Source organism: Brumimicrobium oceani, assembly GCF_003143775.1.
Taxonomy (GTDB): domain Bacteria; phylum Bacteroidota; class Bacteroidia; order Flavobacteriales_D; family Crocinitomicaceae; genus Brumimicrobium; species Brumimicrobium oceani.
Genome location: NZ_QFRJ01000006.1, coordinates 181,803 through 203,384 on the forward strand (window position 1 = coordinate 181,803; position 21,582 = coordinate 203,384).

General features: G+C 36.3%; 13 protein-coding genes. 6 read left to right on the forward strand and 7 right to left on the reverse strand.

What is annotated here, in order from left to right:
- Positions 1 to 7: 7 nt before the first annotated feature.
- The 4 genes from DIT68_RS09550 to DIT68_RS09565 all read left to right on the forward strand — a co-directional run bounded on the left by DIT68_RS09550 (position 8) and on the right by DIT68_RS09565 (position 3,634).
- On the forward strand, positions 8 to 832 hold the full coding sequence (locus DIT68_RS09550; protein WP_109359572.1) for an ion transporter: 825 nt from the start codon (positions 8 to 10) through the stop codon (positions 830 to 832).
- A gap of 524 nt (positions 833 to 1,356) precedes the next feature.
- Complete coding sequence (locus DIT68_RS09555; RefSeq protein WP_109359610.1) at positions 1,357 to 1,995, forward strand: HdeD family acid-resistance protein; 639 nt, start codon at positions 1,357 to 1,359, stop codon at positions 1,993 to 1,995.
- Positions 1,996 to 2,105: 110 nt separating this feature from the next.
- The gene (locus DIT68_RS09560) at positions 2,106 to 2,705 is read left to right on the forward strand and encodes a Crp/Fnr family transcriptional regulator (protein WP_109359573.1); all 600 of its coding nucleotides are present in this window, start codon (positions 2,106 to 2,108) and stop codon (positions 2,703 to 2,705) included.
- 53 nt (positions 2,706 to 2,758) lie between these two features.
- The gene (locus DIT68_RS09565) at positions 2,759 to 3,634 is read left to right on the forward strand and encodes a pirin family protein (protein ID WP_109359574.1); all 876 of its coding nucleotides are present in this window, start codon (positions 2,759 to 2,761) and stop codon (positions 3,632 to 3,634) included.
- Between the two features lie 775 nt (positions 3,635 to 4,409).
- Here the strand turns inward: DIT68_RS09565 and DIT68_RS09570 are convergent.
- Positions 4,410 to 5,582, reverse strand: a complete 1,173-nt coding sequence (locus tag DIT68_RS09570; RefSeq protein ID WP_109359575.1) for an oxygenase MpaB family protein — start codon at positions 5,580 to 5,582, stop codon at positions 4,410 to 4,412.
- A gap of 72 nt (positions 5,583 to 5,654) precedes the next feature.
- On the reverse strand, positions 5,655 to 6,731 hold the full coding sequence (locus DIT68_RS09575) for a cytochrome-c peroxidase (RefSeq protein WP_109359611.1): 1,077 nt from the start codon (positions 6,729 to 6,731) through the stop codon (positions 5,655 to 5,657).
- Positions 6,732 to 7,117: 386 nt separating this feature from the next.
- Here DIT68_RS09575 and DIT68_RS09580 point away from each other — a divergent pair, with 386 nt between their 5' ends.
- Positions 7,118 to 8,599: a cation:proton antiporter gene (locus DIT68_RS09580; protein WP_199223404.1), complete on the forward strand. Its 1,482-nt coding sequence runs from the start codon at positions 7,118 to 7,120 to the stop codon at positions 8,597 to 8,599.
- A 118-nt stretch (positions 8,600 to 8,717) separates the two neighbouring features.
- Here the strand turns inward: DIT68_RS09580 and DIT68_RS09585 are convergent, their stop codons facing one another.
- The 4 genes from DIT68_RS09585 to fbaA all read right to left on the reverse strand — a co-directional run bounded on the left by DIT68_RS09585 (position 8,718) and on the right by fbaA (position 17,441).
- Complete coding sequence (locus tag DIT68_RS09585) at positions 8,718 to 11,981, reverse strand: T9SS type A sorting domain-containing protein (protein ID WP_109359576.1); 3,264 nt, start codon at positions 11,979 to 11,981, stop codon at positions 8,718 to 8,720.
- Between the two features lie 190 nt (positions 11,982 to 12,171).
- Positions 12,172 to 15,240, reverse strand: a complete 3,069-nt coding sequence (locus tag DIT68_RS09590) for a glycine-rich domain-containing protein (protein WP_146194175.1) — start codon at positions 15,238 to 15,240, stop codon at positions 12,172 to 12,174.
- A 236-nt stretch (positions 15,241 to 15,476) separates the two neighbouring features.
- Complete coding sequence (gene accD, locus DIT68_RS09595) at positions 15,477 to 16,322, reverse strand: acetyl-CoA carboxylase, carboxyltransferase subunit beta (protein ID WP_109359578.1); 846 nt, start codon at positions 16,320 to 16,322, stop codon at positions 15,477 to 15,479.
- A gap of 51 nt (positions 16,323 to 16,373) precedes the next feature.
- Positions 16,374 to 17,441, reverse strand: coding sequence for a class II fructose-bisphosphate aldolase (fbaA, locus tag DIT68_RS09600; protein ID WP_109359612.1), 1,068 nt, complete (start codon positions 17,439 to 17,441; stop codon positions 16,374 to 16,376).
- 540 nt (positions 17,442 to 17,981) lie between these two features.
- On the opposite strand from fbaA, the gene DIT68_RS09605 reads away from it, so the two are divergent.
- The gene (locus DIT68_RS09605; RefSeq protein WP_109359579.1) at positions 17,982 to 20,012 is read left to right on the forward strand and encodes a S9 family peptidase; all 2,031 of its coding nucleotides are present in this window, start codon (positions 17,982 to 17,984) and stop codon (positions 20,010 to 20,012) included.
- A gap of 189 nt (positions 20,013 to 20,201) precedes the next feature.
- On the opposite strand, the gene metK is transcribed toward DIT68_RS09605, so the two are convergent.
- A complete protein-coding gene (gene metK / locus DIT68_RS09610; protein WP_109359580.1) occupies positions 20,202 to 21,458 on the reverse strand; it encodes a methionine adenosyltransferase in 1,257 nt (418 codons plus the stop codon).
- Positions 21,459 to 21,582: the final 124 nt, after the last annotated feature.

The window sequence follows — 21,582 nt, forward strand, 5'->3', positions numbered from 1 at the left end:
CGTTTGGATGGCGATAAAAGAGAAAATAAGGCAGGTTGTTGATGACAATACCACCAAAAATGGGAAAATCTTTGATAATATAGTTCAACTTTTGATTTTCACTTCGCTTACTGCGTACGCCGTGGAAACTCTGCCCAACATTTCTCCCGAAATACGCAAAGTTTTATTTTGGATAGAAACAGTATGTATCGTATTGTTTACGGCAGAGTATATTCTAAGAATTTACATTGCAAAAAAACCATTCAAGTACATATTTAGCTTTTACGGCATTATCGACTTCCTCGCCATACTTCCGTTCTTCATGATTGCCACACATGACTTTTTAGCCTTGCGTGCGTTTAGGATATTTAGAGTTTTTCGAGCGTTTAAATTGATACGCTACAACAAAGCACTCAATCGTTTTCATTTAGTAGCTAAACTTATTCGTGAAGAAGTTATTCTGTTTCTTATTGTAACTGGAATTTTTATTTTCTTAGCTTCCGCAGGAATCTACCACTTTGAAAACAAGGCGCAACCAGAGCTATTCAAGTCTATATTCCATGGCGGATGGTGGGCAATTGTTACGCTTACAACCGTAGGATATGGAGATGTTTACCCGATAACTGTAGGTGGAAAAATCTTTACTTTTTTCATGCTTATGATTGGAGTGGGCATTGTTACCATTCCTGCTGGTCTCGTTGCAAGTGCGCTCACGAAAGCCAGACAAATTGAAGATGAAGCTTTATTGGAAACTGAGAGAAATGAAAAGGAAGAAGAAGATGAATATGGAACTAAGCTACTAAAACCAGTCAAAAAAAAGAAGAAAATTAGAGAAGACACAGATATCGATTAATCCAAAAAAGAATAAGTGATCTTTTGGTTTATTGATTCCACTTAAAGTTACCACTAATTTCAATTTAAAATCCTTAAGATTAGTTTAATATGAATTATTGAAGATTTTCTAATCAACAAAGGAGATTCCTCAATACTCGGTATTTTCGGAATGACAATCGATAGGTTGGTTAGGCGGGGAAAGTTGCTGAAGCTTTGCTTCAGCAACTTTCCCCAATCAATAATATATAACACATTTCATTCCGAAGGAGTTAAACGACTGAGGAATCTCTTTTTGATTATCTTTAAATATTAATTTGGTTTCAAAGTCATAATTTTTAGCTAGTTATTTCTATTATAAAGAACTGGTATGATAGCGGGTAACCACATCTTGTTTTAATCAACCCACTGGAATAAATGATTTATCTCAGTTTTCACAATAATTAGCTCTTTTTCAAAGGAGTAATGTAGAGTAAACACTAAATAGATTATCTTTGTAATTACCTAGGTAATCAATCTAAGGTGCTTCATTTAAACTATTTAGCTATGAGTAATTCAATTTTTAAATCGTTGACAAACACTGTCAAAAACTGGTACATTCCTCTAATCGTAGGGGTTTTATTTATAGGTGCTGGAATTTTCACCTTTGCCTCGCCAATATCTTCTTATTTGGCACTTTCCCTACTTTTTAGCACATCTTTTTTGGTATCAGGAATGTTTGAAGTCATCTTCGCCATATCCAATAGAAAATCTATGGACAATTGGGGTTGGACTCTAGTTTTTGGATTGGTAACTTTCTTTTTTGGGCTATCTATGACCATGCAACCCGCTTTCTCTATGTTTACACTTGCAGTTTTTGTAGGGATTACTCTCCTATTTCGTTCAATTGCAGCCATCAGCTTCGCAATTGAAATCAAAAATTACGGTGTTGGTCAATGGGGATTCTTGCTTGGAATAGGTATAATTGGTGCTATTTTCTCCTTCATTCTCCTTGTTAATCCAGTTTTTGCTGGCGCAACAATCGTTACATGGACAGCTATTTCATTCATAGCAGTGGGCGTTTTTAGTATTGTTTTATCTCTAAGACTAAGAAAAGTTAAACATATTTCTAAGAAAATTTCAAAAGGATTACGCGATCGTTTTGAAGCCATCTCAAAAGAAATCAGAGAGGAGATTTATGATTAATCCCTAAACATCGAATTAACATTCATATGGAAATTGCGAATTAATTTAACTAGAAAATTTGTATTTTTCATGCTTGTATCCGTATCGCATCGGAGAAAAAATCAATTCATATGAGAAACTTTAGTTTTAGAGAATTCTTAACCTCTAACATATCAGCAGACCCAGAAGTAATAACTCAACTTCTGCAGAGGTGTCAACGGAAAAGTTATAAAAAAGGCGACTTTCTGATTTTAGCTGGAGCCAATTGTTCGCATATCTTTTTTGTTGAAAAAGGAGTGCTTAGACAGTATTCAATTGACGAGAAAGGAAAAGAGCATATTTTACAATTTGCACCAGAGGGTTGGTTGCTCAACGACAGGGAGAGCATGTACTTCAATCAACCGTCGAAATACTATATTGAAGCCTTAGAGAACACGGATGTTTTTATTTTAGACGAAAAGGTTATTGACCAATTAGCATTAGAAATTCCAAGTTTTTCCACTTTCAATACAGAATTGCTAAACAATCACATTCGACATCTTCAAAACAGGATCAACTTATTGTTGAGCGCCACCGCTGAAGAGAGATATTTGACTTTCATTCAAATGTATCCCGATATACTTTTACGTGTTCCCCAATGGATGGTGGCGTCCTACCTAGGAATTACTGCAGAAAGTTTGAGTCGCGTAAGGAAGGAACTCGTCGCAAAAAACTTTAAAAAAACTTCTTAACATACGTCAATGCGCAAGGCAATTTTCATGCTTAACTTTACATTCAAAAAGAAATGAAAATGAAAAATATAGATATTATAGCAGAACCTAATCCTCCACACTTTGTAGGAGATGGTTTCCGGGTTCATAATTTTATTCCAAGTGTTCCTAGAATGGATATGAAGAGTATGGATCCGTTTATTATACTAGATTACAACTCAAAATTTGTATTTCCTCCCACAGACAAACCAAAAGGTGTTGGCGTACATCCTCACAAAGGTTTTGAAACAGTTACGATTGCCTACAAAGGGAAAATCGAACATCACGACAGTAGCGGTGGCGGTGGAGTAATTGATGAAGGCGGAGTGCAATGGATGACCGCAGGAAACGGAGTTTTGCATAAAGAATTCCATGAGAAAGAATGGAGCAAAACCGGAGGAGAATTTCAGATGGTGCAACTTTGGGTCAATCTCCCGAAAAAGGATAAAAGCACGCCAGCAAAATATCAAGGCATTAGCTACGACATGATAAATCGCGTGGAATTACCTGAAAATGCAGGAATCATTGAAGTAATTGCAGGAGAATATCAAGGAACAAAAGGAGCGGCAACTACCTTTACACCTATCCATTTGATGAATGCCAAGCTAGTTAAAAATGGAAAAGCAAGATTTAATTTCCCTGCGAATTACACGACAATAATTTTAGCTATTGAAGGCGAAATTAAAATAAATGGTAAGGAAGTACTGCCCACAGATCATTTGGCATTAATGGCGAGAGATGGTGAACATTTTGAAATTGAAGCCATGGAAAAATCAATTGTGCTCATATTAAGTGGAGAGCCAATTAAGGAACCTATAGCAGCGCATGGTCCTTTCGTAATGAATACGAGAGATGAATTAATTGAGGCTTTCAATGATTTTAATGAAGGGAAGTTTGGTTTTTTGGAATAAACTTCTTGTAGGGAATTTTACCAACAGTTTAACATATTACAATAGAAAATGGTTTCCCCGTTAATTTGACAAAATCCTTCCATTTTTGAAAATCATAATTTTCAAAAATGGAAGGATGACAGTTGTTGGTGTAAAGGGGCAAACGAGAGGAAAAAACGAAAGCACCAAAGCGCTTTTGTTTTTTCCTCTCGTTTGAAATATGGGGTCACATTAAATTTGTGGGGATATGTTTTATTATAAAACAATGGCCAGCTAATATCCAAACGTCAATTACAATTAACATCACGTCAATATTTTTTCAATTTATGCTTCATTTCGAAATAAGGTCGACATTTAGCTATAAGTTTTCTTGTGGCTTGTCGATGTGGAATTAGACCGAGAAGTAAAAAAAAGTTACCACAAGATATAATCTTGTGGTAACGCTTTAGTTACCTAATGTTCTACTTCGTGGTATATCTTGTGGGAAAGTTTTAGTCTTGTTCTTTTATGCACTTCATCTTTTACAGAGTCTAAAAGATGAACTCAAGATAGGATAAGACTAATTTTTATACAGGGATTCTTAGTCAAGAAAAAACTTAATCCCCAACTTTTAAAACTGACCCGAAATATGCCCCTAGCCTAATGTCATCCTAAAGCAAATTTCTTCTTCAATTTGTTGAAAATAGAAATTTGCGAAGGAACTTGCCAGTTTACCGCTTAATCACATACTTGATTAGATTTGTCTACGAGTAAAGTCTCTGATAGGCATTTAGAATAATCAATTTTCAATTACGAATTAACTCGCAATTTCTAAGTATTGTTTTAAAATATGCATTTGCAGTTTATTCCCACGTCTGATTTGTGTTTCTCTGGACAAGTATTTTTGCATGAATTTATTTCCAAGTTTTAGTGTCTTGGGTATAAAATTCGCATTCCAAAGTTCAGGCAGCTCTAGTCTTTCAAAAACTTCTTGATCAAGCAAATACCGTGAACTGGAGACATGAATATAATTCAAGAAGTTTCTTTGAAATTGATGCTTCAATAATGGATTCTCTAATGATTCTTGGACTAAAGACTGCGCTAAATAAACAGAATCTTTATCCGAAGGCGGCTGAACGGAAGTCCACAGAAAAAAATTCTCTGTGGCTTCTTTTTTATGATCTGGCAAATGTTCTACTGGTATTCCCATCAGATAAGAAATATATTTCCACAAATGAAACATTCCTAATTCCTCCTCTTCAGTAAATTCATTTCCCAATTTTTTAAGTCCATGAAGTAAAACCAAACTAAAACCATTGGCGGTTGCAGTCATGTCCCACAAATTAATGGGCTCTCCCATTTCTTGAACATCCCAATCTTTGACATACTTTTTGAGATGAAATCGAGCATAGGAATGAATTAATCTTGTTTTTATCGCAAATCCATAGCCTTTCTGATGAATTCCCATGGCGTCTCTCCTGGTAACATTAATCCAAAAATCCAAAGTTTCCGACAACCTTTTCAGTGCTCCTTTCTTAAATGCTCCAGTAAAAACAAGTGGTTTGTTAAGATAGGCATAGTCGTAACCACCCATTAAAGAATAATCTCGCAAGGACAGCAAAGCATCCCTTCCTGTTTTCATGCAGGCTTCCGCGCCCAAATTAAGAAGTTTCTGATCTAACCAATCCGGAACCTGTTCGCTGAACTGAAATAACTCTTGAACGCTTTGAGCGACTTCATCATCTTTTGGAATTCCATTTCTAATGTAGGATTCAATCTTCTGGTTTGCCTTATGAAATGGCTGATCTACATAAAAGTCTTGAATTACACGATCTCCGAGTTTATCTACTTGATAATACAGTTTTGCTTTGTGGTCAAAATTTTCAAAAGTGAGTTCAGCCCCGCTCCAATCAACAATCTCTTTACCATTTCCTTTTTCCCAATAGGATTTGAAATGGGTTGCGTCCTTATACCTCGGTTCTAAAGCCATTCCACAAAAATAAAATCAATTAGGAATTACGAAATAAACAATCGCAATTCCTAATTTCCAATTAACTATAAACTACTCCTTAAATTCGTCATCAACATCAGCTGTCAATGCCTTCAGGAAAGCGGTTACACTTTGAACTTCTTCTTCAGTGAGTTCGTTTGCGACTTGCAGTTTACCCATAATTCTCACAGCGTCTTCTAGCTTTTCAACCGATCCATCATGAAAGTAAGGATAGGTTTTTTCCACATTCCTTAAACCTGGCGTTTTAAACTTGAATTTATCTCTTTCTTCTTTTGTTAAATCATAGACCCCATTGTCAATAACCTCGCTCATGGTGTGTTCCCAATAATCTCCATTCAAACCAAACTTTTGCAGCATATTTCCTCCCAATGCAGCACCATTATGACAAGTAATACAAGCATTGTTTATAAAAACTGTCAAACCTTCTTTTTCTTGTGCCGTCATTGCTTCCGAATCTCCATCCAACCATTCATCAAAACGGCTTACCGGGTTCAATTGTCTTTCAAAAGCTCCAATCGCGTTGGTTATAGTGGCGAAAGTTATAGCTTCAGCGGAATCAGGATAAGCAGCTGCAAACATCGTTTGATATTCTTCTATTCCTCTTAAACGCTCTTCCAAGAAAGCTTCGGAAGGTATGTTGTGCTCTACTGGGTTTAAAATTGGGCCTCCTGCCTGCTCTTCAACATCTTTTGCTCTACCATCCCAAAATTGCATGGCATGCATGTGCGCATAAAATACAGTTGGAGAATTTCTATTTCCAAACTCTTCGGTATCTCCCGGAGAAAGCGCGATATTATCAACTCCGTATGTATTCATGTTGTGGCACGAATTACAGCTTATCGTTTCATTTTTGGAAAGTCTTTTGTCAAAAAACAATTTTTTACCTAGAGCTACTTTTTCACTCGAGATGTCTTGTTTTGGCAATGAAGAAACAGAGGCGAAAAAAATATCTGCTTTTTCTTTTAATTCCTTTTCTTTTTCGGCATCAAATGTCGTAATTTCTGCCTTGTTACTTAGTTGTTCGTTTACCTCAGAATCACCTCCATATTGAAAATACAAAAAGATGACTACAATAATCGTAATGGCAAGCAATACCAAATAAATGATACCTCCTTTATTTTTAAACATATATTTATTTTTTAAGTGAATAATCGATTCATATCTCTGGAAGTGAAAAATCAACTCCAAAACAAAGATAAGAATTATAGAAGCGATTTTAGCAATTCCTATCACAAATGATTATGTATTTATATTATTTCTAAGTAAAGATTTAAAGCAAGCTTTTCTTGATTTCCTCCATAAACTTTTAGTAGAACAAAAAAGCCAAAACACTTAGGTACAATCCATAAGCAACAATAAAAAAAGACCTTCTCAAAATCAATTTTATGAAACCTTGAAAATTGACACTGAATTCACGTCCTTTTTTTCAATTCTTGTTATATTTAAGGAAATGAATTTCGCCTCATGGAAAGGCTTTTGCAAAAAAATGGACGAAAAACATATAAAATTGATTCATGACAAATACTTTTATTATTGCCTTTTGTGTTTTGATCATTATGGCCTACATATTTGATCTTACCACAGCAAAAACAAAAATACCTTCGGTTATTCTTTTACTGATTCTGGGTTGGGGATTACAACAATTTACAGATGTTTTTAATATCAATATACCCAACCTCGATGGCTTACTTCCTATTTTAGGAACCATTGGTTTGATTGTAATCGTTTTAGAGGGCTCCTTGGAGTTAGAGCTCAACAAATCAAAACTCCCCTTGATCCGAAAATCCATTATTGTTGCGCTGATTCCTATGATGGTACTTGGATTTATTCTCGCTGGTGCCTTTTATTATTACCAAATAAATTATGGCACTGGGGATATCGATCCTGACTTTAGAAAAGCACTACTCGGTGCAATACCTTTAACTGTGATTAGCTCTGCCATTGCCATTCCGAGTGCAGTGAACTTAGGGAAAAAGAACAAAGAATTCGTAACTTACGAAAGTAGTCTTTCAGATATTTTAGGTGTTCTCTTCTTTGATTTTGTTCTAAGAAATGTCACGATAGATTTTCATTCCTTTTGGGTATTTCTCTTACAAATAGTCATCATTGCAGTCGTTTCATTTATCGCTACAATGGGACTTTCCTATTTATTGGCTAAGATAAACCATCAAATTAAGTTTATTCCAATTATTATCTTGGTTATCCTCATTTACACCGTTTCCAAAATATATCACCTTCCCGCATTAATATTTATCATGCTATTTGGAATGTTTATTGGAAACTTAGATGAAATAAAAGGAATTAAATTTATTGAAAAGCTTAAACCTCAGAAACTGGATAATGAGGTTAGAAAGTTTCATGAAATCTTACGAGAGGGTACATTTTTAATACGTGTAATGTTCTTTTTACTTTTTGGTTTCTTGATCAAAACTGAAGAACTATTAAATCAAAAAACATTTTATTGGGCTTTAGGAATCATTGGGTTAGTATTTCTTATTCGATTCGTTCAACTCAAAATATCGAAACTTCCTGTGATGCCTTTGATGTTCGTTGCACCTCGGGGATTAATTACCATCTTACTGTTCCTCTACATCGCGCCTGAAGACAGCATTGACTTAGTAAACAAATCACTTGTAATTCAAGTCATTCTGCTTTCCGTTATCATAATGATGATTGGACTTATGTTCGACAAGCAAAAAGATGAGACATTCTTTTCTAAAATTAAGGAGAAAATGGCAATGGGACCCAATGATGCGATTGCTGATGTGGGGTCAAATAAGAGCAAGGAAGTGAGTCAGGAGGAAAAGAGCAAAGGTGCTACTAAAGAAGGAACACAACTTGCGGAAACCGTTAATCAGGCCAAGGATTTAATTGACGAGAAGGTTTCTAAGGAAATAGGCTCAAATGTTTTAGACAACGAGGAAAGCGAAGAAAAAGACAGTTCTGATGATGAAGATGCTCAAAATCCAAAAGACAATTCGGATACAAAAACTTAAAACCGTTTAGGAAATACTTACCACAAAAAGCTGCCCTAACAGTTATGTCTAAGGCAGCTATTTAGTTTCATTATTGATAATTAATGTTCAGTTTTCTTTGGTTAATCTACTGTTTGTATCAATACACCACAACTTTCAAAGGTTTCAATACCGCATTAGCTCCTAATAAAGAGAGCAGATAAGCCCCCTTGGACAAAGCTAAATCCCCCACCATAAACTGATTCGTTCCCGCTGAAATATCGACTTGTCTAGAGGAAATAATTTTACCCGTCATATCTGTCAACAGCATTTGCGTGTTGGGATAATTTTCACTACTCAATATTTCAACCGTAAAGTTTCCATTGTTTGGATTCGGATAAATCTTCATGCTGTTTTCATTTCCTTCACAAGAAACACTTATCGGTCCAAAAACCTCTTCTCTTCCATCAAGATCAACTTGTCGTAAACGGTAATAGGAAACTCCGCTCCACGGTTTCGAATCGATTAAGCTGTAATTGATGAAATCATTTGAATTTCCCGCAGCATTTTGTTCAGCAACCAGAATCCAGTTTTGTCCATCACGGCTTTTTTCTACAAGAAAATAATCTGAGTTTAACTCCGAGGCGGTTGTCCAGTTAATTACAGTGTTTTCTTCGCAACGTGCAGATAAGTTGGTTAGTTCGACTGGGAGGGCGGAATTGTTGCTTTGACCATGTAACCAAAACTCAGAAAAGCTATTTACCGAAAAAGCAGCATAACTTGAGTTTGAAATTGTGGGTAGAACACTTGAAACAGATCCTACTCCAATATGAGATTGAAGTAAAACATTTCCATTACCGCAGTTGTCTGAAAAAACATTATTCTCATTTGGACCACTGTACTTTGTTAGTTTCAGATCAGAATTTGTCAGTATATTATCCTCAGGATTTGGGTTTCCATTTGCTACATTCACTAAATCATTGTATTCTGAATCTCTGAAAGGCAAATACAATGTGACAGGTGTTATTGGTGCATTCTGAGTGCTCATTACCCAATGTCTTCCTAAAGTTGCCGTAGCATAATCCGTATTTCCTGGATATCCGCACGCTTCAACACTTAATACTGGAGGTTCGACAAAACTTCTCATATTCATTAAACCTAAATCATTTCCATTTGGGTTTATTGCAGCAATTAGTTCATTATTTGTTTCGTCTAGAAAATAAATTATATCATTTCCTTTTACGTAGCATGTTTTTTCAGCACTAATATTATTAGCTAAAGATGTGGGCTGGACTTGAGTTATCACCACTTTTAAGTCAGAATCTCCATAATCTTCAAATGTTTGAAACTCTACCTCAGAATTCGCATCTAAGTTAACCGTAAAAGTTAATGAACCATGACAACTGTACTGAGAATTAATAGAATTGCTATAACTTCCAGGAGCTCCGTTCCAAACTCCGCAAGACCAAATCTTGGCACCATCAATAAACAATCGAGTTTCATCATCCCAGTTTTCGAATTCAAACTTATAATTTCCGCAAGGAAAGCCCTTTCTTTTAGACACAAAGGTATGCACATTATCCCTTACATCACACCCTTTCCATAAATCCCCATTGTTTAATGAAACACCAGCATAACTTGGACTACTAGCACTCTTCCAAAACTCTTCTGTATCAATTCCAAAATCTCCATTTCCTAAGTTTGGTTGTTCATAAAAACCTCTATAATCGTTTGCGCTTAAATCTCTATTGTTTCCATTATATCCGTAAACATTCCAAACATTATCTCCAAAAAGCGCTGGATTACCAAATTGAGCGATACTAATTGGAGCACTTTGATATAGCACATTCCCTGGGCCACCACCACTGTTGTTATCTGAGAACCAGAAACTACCTTCATTAATAACGTCAAAAATCAATCTGTTATTTCCAAGTGTAATAGGAGCTGTTACACTGAAAGTATAGGTCTGAGTTGCTCCAGAAACTAATCCATTGGCATTCGTTTTAATTGCTGATGCATTGGATTGACTATCCCACCAAACACCAATATTAATGTCAGGGCCAGAATTCCACCAAGTTGCACTTCCTATATTTTTTACAGTTACTGTAATTGATCTTGTCTCACCAGAACACCAATCAGGCGAGCCAGTATCCATTGACACCCATTCACTCTGCCACAATGGAGGTACGTAACACGAAACTGAAACAGTAAAAGAAGCAGAATTTGTGTTAGAGTAATTATCTACAATAAGATAATATGTTGTCCCACCCACCAAGTTAACAGTTCGATTTCCACTATTCCAACAACCTGGATTGAGATTAGTACCGTTTGGTCCACAAGAACTCATCAAGAAAAAATCAGGGTCACCAGCTGTTGCATTTGCTGAGAAAGTATAACTTCCAGAGCTTGAAGGAGTGAAAGTGTAAACCTTTTCACCGCCAGATTCGAGCCATCCACAGCCATTGTATGAGTTCCACCCCCCTGATGTTCCGATAGTTGCTGAATAGTTTGTACCACAAGACATATTCACTGCGGAAGCACATGGACTTACAGTAGTATAACTAGCTCCTGCAGAATAGGATACCGAACCTGAGCACTTAGTTTCTCTTCGATATTGACGAGTCCCTACACTACCTTGCGCTGTAGTAGTTAAATTTGCAGATGTTTGTCCCGATATATTAGTCCAACTCGAACCATTATCATCAGAGTACTGCCATTGGTAATTAAAACCTGTTCCAACACTTCCGTTAATTACCGAACCGTTTACTATTGAATTAATCGGTCCAGAATTAGATGACAGCTGTGTTGTTCCAGCTGTTATGGATCCTGTTTGACCAGCATAATCAAAAGAGACACGTGCTTGTCCATTCTTTTCATAATATTCCAAAACGAAGTTTACAGTTCCATTAAGATGAACCACTTGTGAGGTTACTGTAGAATAACTGTGATCACTCCAAATCCCAACCAACCAAGTAGCTCCTCCATCAATACTTAAGCGTATACCGTCATCACCCCCAATTGTAAATTTGTATAACCCGCAAGCAACATTTGCTCTCATTTTATAACGGACTGCAAACTTATCATTACTTGCACAACCAGGACTGCCTCCTCCCCAATCCCTATCAAAAACAATTGTGCTTTCAAGGTAAGAACCTACATAATTATTAAAAGGATTAGTTACAGGATTACCATTACCATTATGCTTATACACGTGTCCCAACCATTGACTGTTAGCGTAAGCGCTTGGATTATAATTTGAACAAGATTGTGCATAAAGAATATTAGCACCGAAAAAATTAAAACTCAAAGCCAAACCCAAAATAGAAAAGCAAATTTTTAATAATGAGAATCCTCCTAACTTGAATGGAAGGGTAAAATATTTAAATGCCTGAAAAATCGAAAATGTGTTAGTTGTTATTTTCATAGATAACCTTGTTTGTCTTCAAAAGCTAAGTGCTTGCTTTCGGAATTATTTAACCTAAAATAAGAATAAAAACTAGGAAAAACCTACATTTAAATCATAAAAAAAACTTTACTGTTACTCAGCAAAGGTTTTTTTATTGAAAACTTACAATCAGATCAGAACAACGACAACTCCTTGTCGATCAAATAATTTAGTCTATCATGACTTTAATACGTTTAGTCGAAAGTTGCTGCCCATTTAATGAAATTAAATAAACTCCTTTTTGCAATCCAATTTCATTAAAATAAAATTGCGTTTTACCCGAATCGATATTGACTTTTTCTGAAAAAACTACTTTTCCTGAAAGATCACTTAGCGTAAGTTGTACATCGGAAAAAGACTTTTCACTCGAAACTTCAAGGGTAAAAGCACCATTATTTGGATTTGGAAAAACCATCATATTAGTAGATTTTTCATTATCACAAGAAACGCTTATTGGACCAAAAACTTCTTCTTTTCCGTCAAAATCAACTTGTCTCAATCGGTAATAAATTAAGCTACCAGATATATTCTCATCCAACTGATGGTAATTGATTACTTCACTAGAATTTCCAGCAGCATTTTGTTCTGCTACGAAAACCCAGTTTTGTCCATCACGGCTTTTTTCAACTACGAAATAATCTGAATTTAACTCAGAGGCTGTTGTCCAGTTGATTGAAATACTTTGCTTATCACAAGAAGCAGAGAAGTTGGTTAGTTCGACTGGGAGGGCGGAACCATCATTGTTTTTATGAAGGAAAAATTCTGAGAATTGTTGGATATCAAACTCTACATATTTTGCATTGTTTATCGATAAATATGATCCATTTCCAGTGCTTTGAACCGCACGAATCGTACTTACACAATCATTTTGATTGGCTACACCATTCTCTGTAGGTCCTGTAATTTTAGTTAGCATAAGATTACTTGGTGTCACAGGATTACTCGTTCCTCCGTCCAATGGATTTCCTGTGGTGGTATTTTGAGCCGTCGTGTTTAAATCAGCTAACTCTGCCTCGGTAAAAGGCAAACGAATACTAACGTCGCTGTTAAAATCTGCACCGCTAGGATAAGCGTCTGAAACCACTACCCAACTTCTTCCCATATAAGCCGTGTGGTAAAGCGTATTACTTGGTATATCACAATCTTTCATCACTTGTGGAGAACTCAAATAACTTTTAATCGTTACATTTCCTAAATCTCTGTTATTTGGGTTAATAGACGCGATTAGTTTATTGTCATCGTCTAAAAAGTCTACCCAATCCGCACCTCTTGTTGGGCATGTTCTATCAGAAATTGCTGTTGAGGCAAGAGTTTGAGGAGTAATTTTGGTAATTACAACGCCTAAATCAGAGTTCCCGCTATTTTCAAATGTTTGAAATTCAACTTCAGAGTCTGCATTCAATGCAAAAGTAAAGTCTCTTGTAGGACAACTATAAATAGCATTTATAGAAGTACCTCCATTTGCACCACCATTTGCATCCCAAGTGGAACATCCCCAGACAGGATTACCATCAATATACAATCTAGTTTCATCATCCCAATTTTTAAATTTAAAATTGTAATTTCCACAAGGAAAACCTTTTCTTTTGTGAACAAAGGTGTGATTGTTATCGCTCACATCACATCCTTTCCATAAATTACCCGTGTTTACTGGTGCTCCCGCAATTTCAGGACTTTTATCAGGTCGCCAAAATTTTTCTGTATCAACTCCGTAATTTCCGCCTCCTAAATCAGGCTGTTCATAAAAACCTCTGTAATCGTTTGCGCTTAAATCTCTATTGTTTCCATTATATCCGTAAACATTCCAAATGTTGTCACCAAAGGCAGATGGGTTGCCAGGGGGAGGTAAGATGGTTACCAAAACATCATCCGTTACAGAACACCCATTGCTCGTTGCAGTTAAAGTATAAACTGTATTTACAGAAGGATTAACAATTGGTGTTAAAGTATTTGCTCCGCTGACTATTGGTCCGCCTGACCAAATATAAGTTGGGGTAATTAATGGTGAATTATTGACACCATTTAACTCCACATTACCACTACAAGTTTCTATATCGGAGCCTGCATTAACAACAGGTTTTGGATTAATATCTATAGGTGGTGAAACATAAACTACTGGATCAAACCATTGACATTCTTGCGCAATTAAATTTATTGATAAATTATTCTGTCCTATTGGGTCTCCATTTGGGGAAGCAACAGGAAAAGTAATGGTTACAGATTGCCCTGGCGACACATTATTGGGAATAGGGTTTCTGTTGGAAAACGGAGGCTGAGTGTAAACATCAAAGTCTTGATCTCCATTCCATTTAAAACTTGCCGCTACCTTGAGATTAGAATTTGAACAACTGGTTGATCCATTTGCAAACCAAGTCCGTGTTCCTGTATTTCGTACTTTTATAGAAACAGTTCGTGTTTCACCATGACACCAAGACAATGCTGTTGAAGGACTTGCGCTGATGCCTTCAAAGGTAGCGTGATATAGTTTTCTATAGGTAATTCTAATTAAACCATTGCCACCTTTTCCTCCATTGTTATTGGCTATGCTTCCACCGCCACCACCGCCGAAAACTCCATCACTTCCGCTACCATAATTAGCTGTACCATTGCCACCTTTGCTAGTGTGGCCTGAAAATAAAATATTATCCCCTCCATTACCTGCTGAGGAATAATTACCCCAACACCAGAAAGTACCTGTTACAGTACTTGCGTTACCTCCATTTGCACCATTCGAAGAAGTACTTGCACCAGCACCGCCACCACCAGATGCTATCTCATTTCCACAAAATACTCCAGAACTGAAAGAGCCTTTTCCGCCATTTCCGCCACTATATTTAACACTACCAATAGAAGTGCTTTCTGCACCACCAGCTGCACCATTCATATCATTGTTTGCCGCACCTCTTCCCCCTTTCGCTTTCACTCCTGAAGAATTATTTGCAAAAAACCAAGTATCACCACCATCATTATTTGTAGAAGAACCACCTACACCAATAGAGTAATTTAAAGTTTGGCCAGGAGAAAAGTTAAATATTTTTCGAGCGTATGCACCTCCCCCTCCACCTCCGCCTGGAGTTGTTGAATTAGAACTGGACGCACCACCTCCACCAGCTCCCCAACACTCCACGGTTATAGAGGAAGGATCTGCATCTGAGGGAATAGTCCATGAATTCCCAGAAGTACGAATTATTGAAACTTCTTGAGAAAAAGAATTATTAAATACTGAAATAAAAAGCAAACTCAGTAGTAGAAAAATAGTATTACACTTTTTATATCTTAAAAAAAAATTAACTCGTATTTTGTTCAACTTTATCATCATAGCTATTTTCATTTACTTAACTAAATCTGTCAAAAATGATTACTCAAAACTAAAGATAAATACATTGATTCACAAGTAATCAAAATCCTATTCATACCGCCACAAAAAAAGCCCTCAATCCTGAGGGCTTTTAGAAATATTATATTTTACTTTCCTTAATTCATAAACATTCTCACGGATTTAGAAACTTCTGCTCTTAGGTTTTGTCTATCAACGATATAATCCAAGAAACCATGTTCTAAGACGAATTCTGATCGTTGGAAACCTGATGGTAATTCTCTACCTATTGTTTCTTTTACAACACGCGGCCCAGCAAATGCGATTAATGCATCTGGTTCTGCGATGTTGATATCACCCAACATTGCAAAGGAAGCTGTTACCCCTCCTGTTGTTGGGTCAGTTAAGAATGAAATGTATGGCAATTTAGCTTCCGACAATTGGTTCAATTTCGCGCTGACTTTGGCCATTTGCATTAATGAAAGTCCTGCTTCCATCATTCTTGCTCCACCCGACTTTGAAATGATCATGAATGGGGCGTTTAGTTTGATGGCTTTGTCAATTGCTCTAGCAATTTTCTCTCCCATCACAGAACCCAAAGAACCACCGATAAAACTAAAATCCATGGCCGCAATAACGAAATCTTGACCATCAATTTTCCCATAAGCTGTTCGAATTGCATCAGTAAGACCTGACTTCTTCTGAGTTTGCTTAATTCTATCTACATATTTCTTGGTGTCCTCAAATTCTAGCGGGTCACCCGACTTTAACTTTTTGTCAATTTCTTTGTATTTTGCATCGTCAAAAAAGAGCTGAAAATACTCTTCAGAGCCAACACGTTCGTGGAAACTACAACGTTCACAAACGAAAAAATTAAGAATATGATCTTCTGTTGTAACTACGGTCTGACACTTTGGACATTTGTACCACAATCCTTCTGGAGTTTCTTTTTTGTCCTTCGTAGACGTTTGAATTCCTTCTAATTTTCTCTTAAACCAAACCATTAATTTCTATTTTTTCATCACTAAATTAAGTGATATTTTTAAATCAAGTTATTATAAGGTGTCAATATTATTTAAATCCTCAAACGATTTCGTTAGTCTTTTAACGAAAGCAGATTCACCTTCTCTCAACCATTTACGTGGGTCATAGTACTTTTTATTCGGTAAATCATCTCCTTCTGGATTTCCAATTTGAGAATTCAGATAGTCGTTGTACTTCACCATGTAATCACGAACTCCTTCATTGAAGGCATACTGCATATCCGTATCCAAGTTCATTTTAATTACTCCGTAGCTAATTCCTTCACGAATTTCTTCAACTGTAGAACCAGACCCTCCGTGAAATACAAAGTCTACTGGATTTTCACCTGTCTTATATTTCTCTTGAATAAATTCCTGTGAATTTTTTAAGATTTTTGGCGTTAACACCACATTTCCAGGACGATAAACTCCATGTACATTACCAAAAGCAGCTGCAATTGTAAATTTATCGCTGATTTTTGATAACTCTTCATAAGCATAGGCTACTTCTTCTGGCTGTGTGTATAATTTTGAAACATCAACATCACTATTGTCAACACCATCTTCTTCACCACCCGTAATTCCAAGCTCAATCTCTAAAGTCATCCCCATTTTGCTCATGCGCTCAAGGTATTTTTTACAAATCTCAATGTTTTCTTCGATTGGTTCTTCCGATAAATCAATCATGTGAGAGCTAAACAAAGGCTTCCCTGTTCTAGCGAACTCTTCTTCACTGGCATCCAACAATCCATCAATCCAAGGCAAAAGCTTTTTAGCACAGTGATCTGTATGTAAAATCACAGTGGCACCATACATTTCTGCTAACAAATGAATATGACGAGCACCAGCAATACTTCCTGCAATTGCTGCTTGTTCATTTTCGTTTGAAAGTGATTTTCCAGCATTAAACAAACCTCCACCATTGGAAAATTGAATGATAATTGGTCCGTTTACTTTCGCTGCAGTTTCTAAACACGCGTTAATCGTACTTGAACTTACAACATTTACAGCAGGCAATGCATAGCCATTTTCTTTGGCATGCTTAAATATTTTCTGAACTTCATCTCCAGTTGCTACACCGGGCTTTATAGAGTGTGACATATGTTTAATGTTTTTTAGGTGAGCAAAGATACGAATTATAATCAATTTCGAATTGCCAATTAAAGATTCAATTTCGAAATAGAAATACACAATTCCAGACTCCTTGCAAATAGTGCGGACTGTTTTGACTATTTTTTCCCTTTTGTGAAATTACGCTGTTCCCCCTCTGCCAAATACTTGGTCGAAAAAAACAACTTTCACAAACAGTATGGATTTGGAGAGTTCTTTTAAATAAAGTTACCTTACCAGATAATCTATCTATTCAATCATGTTGTTATGCGCTTATCTGATGGAGATCCTGGACGACAGTCTACTTTAGGAAATTTGAGAAAGCATTTTTCTTCAGGAGACAACAAAGCAGCTCCGAAAAGAAAAACGATAAAATTAATACATAAGGATCCATTTAAACTTTTGGTTTTCCCATTCAATCATTTTTAAGAATAAATTTAAAAAATCCTTTCGCTTTATGTCATTTGTTCCAAAATAGCTTCTCATCATGACAAATTATTTCTATTTTCACTTTTTTTAAAAGAACAACAAATGAATTTACAGAAAATTACAAGCGGACTATTGTTGCTGGTTGCTCCATTCGTATTTGGGCAACAACAGAATTTCACCCCAGAAAAATTATGGGAGCTCAAAAGATTGAGTGGAGGAAATGTTTCTCCCGATAAATCAAATGTTCTCTTCAAATCCTCTGTCTATGAAATGGATAAAAACTCGGGTAAGAGTGAATACCACATCTATAATTTAAAGAAAAAATCACATGAGAAAATAACTGGTGAGAATGCTAAAATTAAAGGTCTACATTGGACAGAAGATGGAATTGCAGGAAAAATTACAGACGGAGAAAACACGAAGATTGTAAGTTCTTCATTGGATTCACCTGAAATAAAAACACTACTGACTAAATCGTCAAAGGATTTGATCGATTTTAAAATTAGTCCAAAAGGCAAATACATTATTACCCTTGAACGCGTAAAAACACGAAAAACTACTTTGGATAATTATCCAGAATATCCGGAAGCGAATGTTCAAGTCTATGATGATTTACTTTACAAACACTGGGATACATGGCAAGATGAATTCAGCGATCAATTGTTTTTGTACACAATTGAGAATGGAAAAGCAAATCCTGAAGGCATTAATTTATTGGCCAACACACCGTACGATGGAGTGATGAAACCATTTAGCGGATTAGAAAATGTGACTTTCATCAATGAAAAGCATGTTGTTTACGCTTCAAAAAAGAAAGTAGGAAAGGATTACGCTACAAGCACAGATTCAGAATTATATGTTTACGACATTGAAAAAAATGAAACAAGCAATTGGACCGAAGCATACAATGGTTACGACTCCAGCCCAAAAGTACATGAAAAAACTCAAAACTTAGCTTGGTTAAGCATGGCCAACGATGGATTTGAGTCTGACAAAAACGACATTATTGTAAGAAATATTGAATTGCAAGAAGATCGAAATTTAACGGCAAGCATAGACTTAACAGTGAGTGACTTTATTTGGAATGAGAAAGGAGACAAAATTTATTTCCTGGCAGTTATCGAGGCCACTTACCAAATATTTGAATTGGATGTTAAAACAAAGAAACACAGACAAGTCACTACTGGCGACCACAATTACGGGAGTTTATCATTGGCCAACAAAAAGATAATTGCTATGCGCCAATCGATGTTGCATCCCAATGAAATGTTCGAAGTGGACATTAAAACGGGAGCCGCTACTCAATTAACGCATGCCAATGATGAAGCCCTGAAACAGTTCAGTGCACCAACAATTCAAAAAAGATGGGTAACCACTACAGACGACAAGAAAATGTTGACTTGGGTAATTTTACCACCCAACTTTGATGAAAACAAAGAATACCCAACGCTACTCTATTGTCAAGGTGGACCACAATCTGCAGTGAGTCAATTTTTCTCTTTCCGTTGGAACTTCAGACTCATGGCTTCTGATGGTTATGTAGTTGTGGCACCAAACAGAAGAGGATTGCCTGGTTTTGGTCAAAAATGGAACGATGCTATTTCTAAAGATTGGGGTGGTCAATCTATCCGTGATTACTTAGCTGCAATAGATGATGTGAGCAAAGAAAAATACGTTGACAAAAATAGAATTGGAGCTGTTGGAGCATCTTATGGTGGTTATTCTGTATTCTATTTAGCAGGAGTCCATGAAGGAAGATTTAAATCTTTAATTGCCCATGCTGGATTATTCAACATGACTTCTTGGTACGGCACAACAGAAGAATTATTCTTTGCCAATTGGGATATTGGAGGTCCTTACTGGGATAAAAAGAATGAAAAATCTTACACTGAATTTAGCCCACACAAATTGGTAAATAATTGGGACACTCCTATTCTTATCATCCAAGGAGGAAAAGATTTCCGTGTTCCAGAAGGACAAAGTTTTGAGGCTTTCCAAGCGGCACAATTAAAAGGAATAAAATCAAAGATGGTATATTTCCCAGAAGAAAACCACTGGATTTTACAACCCCAAAATGCGATGATTTGGCAAAAAGAATTTTTCGGTTGGTTGGATGAAACCTTGAAGAATTAGGGATTGTTTAAAAATAAGCAGAGCCACACGGTATTGAAAAACATGTAGAGCCACACGGTATTGAAAAACATGCAGAGCCACACGGTCGTGTGGCTCTACATGTTTTTCAAAAATCGTGATATTATAATTATCAAAAACAAAAAAAGGTCGACATTGTCGACCTTTTTTAATATCATATAAAACCGTTTCCTACAAACCGAATTCAGATTTAATTTGATTAACGAAATCTAATTTCTCCCAGGTAAAGAATTCAACTTCTAAAGTTTCTTTTCTTCCACCGTTTTCGAAAGTTACAGTTTTCGTTTCTGGTTTTCTTCCCATGTGTCCATAAGCCGCAGCTGGACCATAAATTGGGTTTCTTAATTTTAAACGTTTTTCAATTGCCGCTGGGCGCATGTCAAACATTTTTGAAATCTCACGAGCGATATCACCATCTGTCATATCTACTTTTGAAGTTCCGTAAGTGTTTACGTAAAGTCCCATTGGTTCAGCAACTCCAATTGCATAAGAAACTTGTACCAATACCTCATCACATAATCCGGCAGCTACAAGGTTTTTTGCGATGTGACGTGTTGCATAAGCTCCAGATCTATCTACTTTTGAAGGGTCTTTTCCTGAGAATGCTCCACCACCGTGTGCACCTTTTCCTCCGTATGTATCAACGATGATTTTTCTTCCTGTTAATCCTGAATCTCCGTGAGGGCCTCCAATCACAAATTTCCCTGTTGGATTGATATGGTAGGTGATGTCATCTGTAAACAATTTCTCAATTGCTGGATCATTCATTTTTTTAATCAAACGCGGAATCAAGATTTCTTTGATGTCTTTCTTAATTTTTTCCAACATTACTTTCTCGTCTGCATCAAATTCATCGTGCTGCGTAGAAAGTACAATTGCGTCAATTCTTTGTGGCTTATTGTCGTCACTGTATTCGATTGTCACCTGAGCTTTCGCATCTGGACGTAAATAAGTGATTTCTTTTTCTTCTCTTCTCAATTCAGCCAATTCCATCAACAAGCGGTGAGATAAATCAAGTGCCAAAGGCATATAATCTTCTGTTTCATTAGTCGCATAACCAAACATCATTCCTTGGTCACCAGCTCCTTGTTCTTCTGGAGTTCCGCGATCAACACCACGGTTAATATCTTCTGATTGCTCATGAATTGCAGAAATTACACCACAAGATTTAGCATCAAACTGATACTCACTTTTTGTGTATCCAATTCTTTCAATTGTATCTCTAGCAATTTTCTGAACATCTAAATAAATGCTAGAATTTACCTCTCCTGCTAAAACTACTAATCCTGTGGTTACAAGAGTTTCACAAGCAACCTTAGAATCTTTATCAAATGCTAAAAAGTGGTCTATTAAATCGTCGGAAATTTGATCCGCTACTTTATCTGGGTGTCCTTCCGAAACTGACTCGGATGTAAATAAATATGACATGTTTGAATATTTTCTAAATTAGAACTCCCAAAAATAGCAATACTTCACCAAATGCGACCTAAATTTGACAGATTTAAATCCAATTAAGTATAAAAACCTTATTCTTGCAAAACGAATTAAATAA